General features: G+C 47.4%; 5 protein-coding genes. 2 read left to right on the top strand and 3 right to left on the bottom strand.

The window, feature by feature from the left end; translation table 11 throughout:
* Nucleotides 1–265: 265 nt before the first annotated feature.
* The 3 genes from BUB22_RS15810 to BUB22_RS15800 all read right to left on the bottom strand — a co-directional run bounded on the left by BUB22_RS15810 (nucleotide 266) and on the right by BUB22_RS15800 (nucleotide 1863).
* Nucleotides 266–910: a thiamine pyrophosphate-dependent enzyme gene (locus BUB22_RS15810; RefSeq protein ID WP_254794776.1), complete on the bottom strand. Its 645-nt coding sequence runs from the start codon at nucleotides 908–910 to the stop codon at nucleotides 266–268.
* Nucleotides 911–1154: 244 nt separating this feature from the next.
* On the bottom strand, nucleotides 1155–1595 hold the full coding sequence (locus tag BUB22_RS15805; protein WP_139259059.1) for a HepT-like ribonuclease domain-containing protein: 441 nt from the start codon (nucleotides 1593–1595) through the stop codon (nucleotides 1155–1157).
* Nucleotides 1585–1863 carry a nucleotidyltransferase family protein gene (locus BUB22_RS15800; RefSeq protein ID WP_073116629.1) on the bottom strand — a complete coding sequence of 93 codons (279 nt, stop codon included), beginning with the start codon at nucleotides 1861–1863 and terminating at the stop codon, nucleotides 1585–1587. The genes BUB22_RS15805 and BUB22_RS15800 overlap by 11 nt, the downstream gene beginning before the upstream one ends.
* A 358-nt stretch (nucleotides 1864–2221) precedes the next feature.
* Between BUB22_RS15800 and BUB22_RS16170 the strand changes: the two genes are divergently transcribed.
* The gene (locus tag BUB22_RS16170) at nucleotides 2222–3397 is read left to right on the top strand and encodes an FISUMP domain-containing protein (protein WP_083535596.1); all 1176 of its coding nucleotides are present in this window, start codon (nucleotides 2222–2224) and stop codon (nucleotides 3395–3397) included.
* A gap of 291 nt (nucleotides 3398–3688) precedes the next feature.
* Complete coding sequence (locus BUB22_RS15785; RefSeq protein ID WP_139259058.1) at nucleotides 3689–4633, top strand: fibrobacter succinogenes major paralogous domain-containing protein; 945 nt, start codon at nucleotides 3689–3691, stop codon at nucleotides 4631–4633.
* Nucleotides 4634–4934 lie beyond the last annotated feature (301 nt).

Here is a 4934-nt window from a genome sequence, read left to right as displayed (position 1 = left end):
TTGTGTTTGATTTGTGGTTATTTCAAATCTAAAAATTGGAACATCCTATTTTTTTACCCCCTTAGCGGAATTTGCGAAAGAAAATATACGTTACCAAAAATAGATTCCCGCCATCGTGGGGATGACTTTCTCAAAGGTCCGTAGGAACGTATTCGTAAAAAACGAGAGCCGAAATTTCTCTCGACTCTCGTTTTACTAATAACCTCAAAGGCCGTAAGGCCGCGCTCACTCTCCGGAGGGAGCGAAGCGACCGTGCTCATACCTCTTACAGGCTAATCAGCCCTTCGGTATCCTTGGACATGGCATCGTAGAATGCGTAGCGTGCATCGACTTCCTTCTGGAGGTCGTCGGCGAGCTTCTTGGCCACTTCCGGATTGTTACGGGTGAGCTGCTTGTAGCGGTTTTCGGTGTAGATGTATTCTGCAACCGGGATCGTCGGCTTCTTGGAGTCGAGGATAAGCGGAGCCTTTCCTTCGGCGGCGAGAGCCGGATTGTAACGGAGCAGAGTCCAGTAACCGGAATCCACTGCCATCTTCTGGTGCTGAAGCTGGCTGTTGAGATCGAAACCGTGGTTGATGCAGGGGCAGTAGCAGATGATCAGAGACGGACCATTGTGTGCTTCTGCTTCCTGGAGAACCTTCAGGGCCTGAGCGTCGTTTGCGCCGAGGGCAATACGGCCCACGTAAACGTTCTTGTAGCTCATGGCGATGAGGCCCAGGTCCTTCTTGCCAGCGCGCTTACCAGCGGCAGCGAAGAGGGCGACTGCGCCACGGTTCGTGGCCTTGGAAGCCTGTCCACCGGTGTTGGAGTACACTTCGGTATCGAGGACGCAGATGTTCACGTTTTCACCGGTTGCCCTATGAAGACCGTTCGCGCTAGACTCTTGTGAGACACTCCGGTCGGCGCTCACTCTCGCCTCCGACGACTCGTTATGACGAGTCGCCTACGGCTCACAGCGTGGTCGAGACCACCGTAACCGCAGTCTTTTGGGCGTTCCCCGGCTCGGTAGCCCTCGCCGGGTCGGGCTATATTTTAGGGGCGGCCGCCATCGCTTCGCTTGCCACCCGCCGCCTAAAACCAAGCCTCGCTATGCGAGTCTTGTCCCCAAGGGGTCACTATCCCTAACGCAAAACGACGGGACGGTGAAGCAGACCTTAAAATATATTGAAATCAATGAACTTGTAAAAGCCGGAGCTTTTCGCCGCTTCAAATTCACCTTCGTCAAAGGACTTGTTTACTAGACCTTCATGAATGATTTTCACAAAGGTATCCTTTAGCGGGTCAAGGTCATTCTTTATAGTGTTGTAAACGATAAACGAGTCAAGCCCAACATAATCGTGGACAATCCTATTTCGCATTCCGCGGATTGCCTGAATATTTTCACTTGCAATTCCTGCTTTGGCTGTGTTCGAGAGTTTATTGATGGATTCGCCTATGTTTGCAAGCAAGGTCAAACATGCGTTGAATACCATCTGGTCTTCTTTCTCAAGAAGTTCTTCGGTGGAATGAATGTCCTGTGTATATTTCTGAATTTTCAGCAGGGACTCGAGCATCCCCAACAAATGGAAAAGGTCGTTCCTGGGGTCATTCGACACGGATGGACTCCTTGTTTGCTCGATACAGGATAATGGGGTTTGCAAACTTCTCTATGACGACATCCACGGACTTGCCGGTCTTTTCGGAAAGTTCCTTCCGCAAGGCCAACAGATCATTGTAGTCCTGGTAATCACGAACTAACAGGTCAATGTCGTTGGGTGTTGCAGTCCGGACAGACGAGCCGAATACAAAGACATCCTTCAGGCGATACTTCGCAAGAAGTTTGTTTTCACGGAATATCCGTAGTATGTTTTCGGCAAATACCATATTTATCCCTTATTACATTACCAATATATATTTTTCTATCCGTTTGTGCAAGCTTTGGTGAGATAATCCTTTTTCATAAATTCGAAAATAGCACGCAAGTCACCGATGCTTACCTTCGTGACATCGCTCGGTCTAAAACCCAATTCCTGCGCCAGGCAGATTCCAAAATCAATCACTTTGGATGTCTTGTATAATTCGCCAAATCTACCATAATGACGGAAAACCTTGAAAAAAGTTGTTTTTCTGCGTTATTCTGGACTTTCGTCTTGTTTCCTAAATTTTACAATGGGGGGGGGTATGGACTTTGGCAGGGGCATTACCTATATTTAACAGGATAAACTATAGACGGGGATGTTTTATGAAAAAGTCTTTCCAGCGTGTCATTGCGACCCTGAACTTGTTTCAGGGGAAGCAATCTCTCACCATCTTCTTGTTGGCGGCATTCTTCGCCCTTTCCGCCTGTGATGACTCTTCGTCAGCAAGTTCCGATGAAACAAGTGTTTCCAGTTCGTCGGTAGAAACTTCTGATTTGGATGAGTCGTCATCTTCTGTTGACAAGAAGTCGTCAGGAAATGAATCTACAGAAAAAGACAAGTCTTCCAGTAGTGTCAAGGGTTCCGAGCCCGCCGAAGTGTCAAGCAGTTCCGCGAAAGAAACAAAGAATTCATCCGACTCCAAGAGTTCAAGTTCTGTGAAGTCGGGTGAATCTTCTAGCAGCAAGAAGGATGTATCTAGTTCGTCGGTTAGTTCGTCTTCAAGTGTCAAGTCTAGTAGCAGTTCTGTAGGATCGTCTAGTTCTTCTGTGAAACAGTCTTCGTCGTCAGTTGTTTCAAGTAGTAGTTTTGTAAAAATAGACTATACCAATCCTAGTCACACGTATGGTGAATTGGAAGATCCGAGAGACCATCGAAAATATAAGTATTTGACCGTTAAAGGAACGAATAAGGATGGTGAACGAGGTTCCGTAACCGTGATGGCGGAAAACCTGAATGTTGGGATAATGGTCCAGGGGGCGGAAGATCAGACGGATTTTTCGAAAATTGAGAAATATTGCTACAACAATGACTCGCTCAATTGCATTCAGTATGGTGGACTTTACCAGTGGGCGGAAGCGATGCAGTTGCCGAGCGAATGCAATACCAAGAGTTGTGCCGCCCAGATAGATCCCGACGGCGATGGGTTCCACCAGGGAATTTGCCCGAAAGGCTGGCACTTACTGACGTATGACGAATTCTACATCGTTGTTCACGCCGATGAAAACGTTAATCCACTTGTGGAGGGGGTGCGAGCCATTGCATTTGGCGGACATAACTACAGCGGGTACAGTCTGATTGGTGGCGGAATGCGTATTACGCCTTCGGGTAATTTTAAAGAAAAAAATGAAGTTGCTTATTGGTTCTATCCAGGTGAAAATGAATACGAAAATTATTCGTGCGGTGATGATGGTTACATGGGAAACACGAGTAAGTCTTTGAATACCAATGTATCGTACAAACAAAATGGTTTGTCCATCCGTTGTGTGAAGGATGAGTAGTTTGTATAAAGCTCTGCGATGCTATACATCTTTTAGTGCGCGAATTTTAATGTAAAAAAGTTTATTTTCAAAATAAAGGTCAAAAAAGTAAAGTCATGTCTAAGAACATCAAAACAAACGATAAGATTGCTAATAGGTTTGCGTTCAAGGCGAAAAAAAACATCTGCAATAATTACAAAATAGAATCGCTTGAGCCCCGTCTGATGATGAATTTTGCGGTATAAATTCCACATTCCATATTTCACATTGTTTGGTTTGTGGGTGGTGAAAATTTTTACAGGAGATAGTGGTATGAAATGTGTCAAGGGTCTTGGTTTCTTGTGGGTGGCGGTGCTCGCGGCATTCTTCGCCCTTTCCGCCTGCGATGACTCTTCGTCAGCTAGTTCCGACGAAACGGGTGTTTCCAGTTCGTCGGTAGAGTCGCCTGATTCAAGTGTCACCCTGAGCGGAGCGTCAGCGGAGTCGAATGGGTCTAGTGACTCCAAGAACGCCGACAAGGACAAGGTAAATTGTTCAGCTCTTTTGGAAGAAACTGGTTGGAGTTGGGATGTGCCGAAAGAATGCCGCTTCAATCCCAATATTGACTATGGTTTCTTGAGCGACAGTCGCGATGGTCAAGTCTATAGGACGGTGAAAATTGGTGACCAAGTATGGATGGCGGAAAACTTGAACTTTGACCCTGGTCAGGGTGGTTCGGATGAAAATAAATATGATTGGTCTTGGTGCTACAACAATGAGCCGAAAAATTGCGATGTGGCTGGTCGTCTTTACACCTGGGCTGCGGCTATTGATTCGGTGAAACTCGCTAATGATATAGAAAAACCATGTGTTTGTGGTTTTTACAAAGAGTGCACTAACATTGAACCTATCCAAGGTATTTGTCCTAAAGGTTGGCATTTGCCAAGCAGGAGCGAGTGGGACACTTTGTTTACGACTGTTCACGGTTGGTCCACTGCTGCCGCCAAACTCAAGGCCCAGAGTGGTTGGAATGGTAATGGAAACGGCGATGACTCATTCGGATTTACCGCTATTCCTTCTGGCATCCGTACATTCTCTCAGAGATTTGACCAGGTTGGTCACTATGCATATTTTTGGAGTTCTACTGATGCCGGCGGCGCTTACTACGGTAACAGTGCATTTGGTATATACCTGATCGATTATGACAGATCAAGGTACGAAAAACGATTCGGCAAGGATGGCGGGTACTCCATCCGTTGCGTGAAGGATTCTGAGTAAATCATCTTCGAATTATCATTCCACACCCCACACTACACACTTCACACCCGCTTCTGCGTTAGGGGGCGTCGCACCGCCACGCGGTGGCGAGACTTGCCGTGGACCCTATCGCTCCGCTCCAGGGTGACAGAGCGGCAAGGCTCGATGAGCCGACCCCGGATCAGGTCCGGGGTGACGAGAGGCGAGCAGCACCCGCCCCGGCCCGTGCCGGGGAACGCCCAAGGAAGGGCTTAATCCGTTGGGGGCTAATCCATGCCAAGAAGCCATCTTGAGACATCGACGATTCTGATTCCTTCGTACT

Source organism: Fibrobacter sp. UWCM (assembly GCF_900129735.1).
Taxonomy (GTDB): Bacteria; Fibrobacterota; Fibrobacteria; order Fibrobacterales; family Fibrobacteraceae; genus Fibrobacter.
This window is presented reverse-complemented; position numbering and strand designations above follow the sequence as displayed.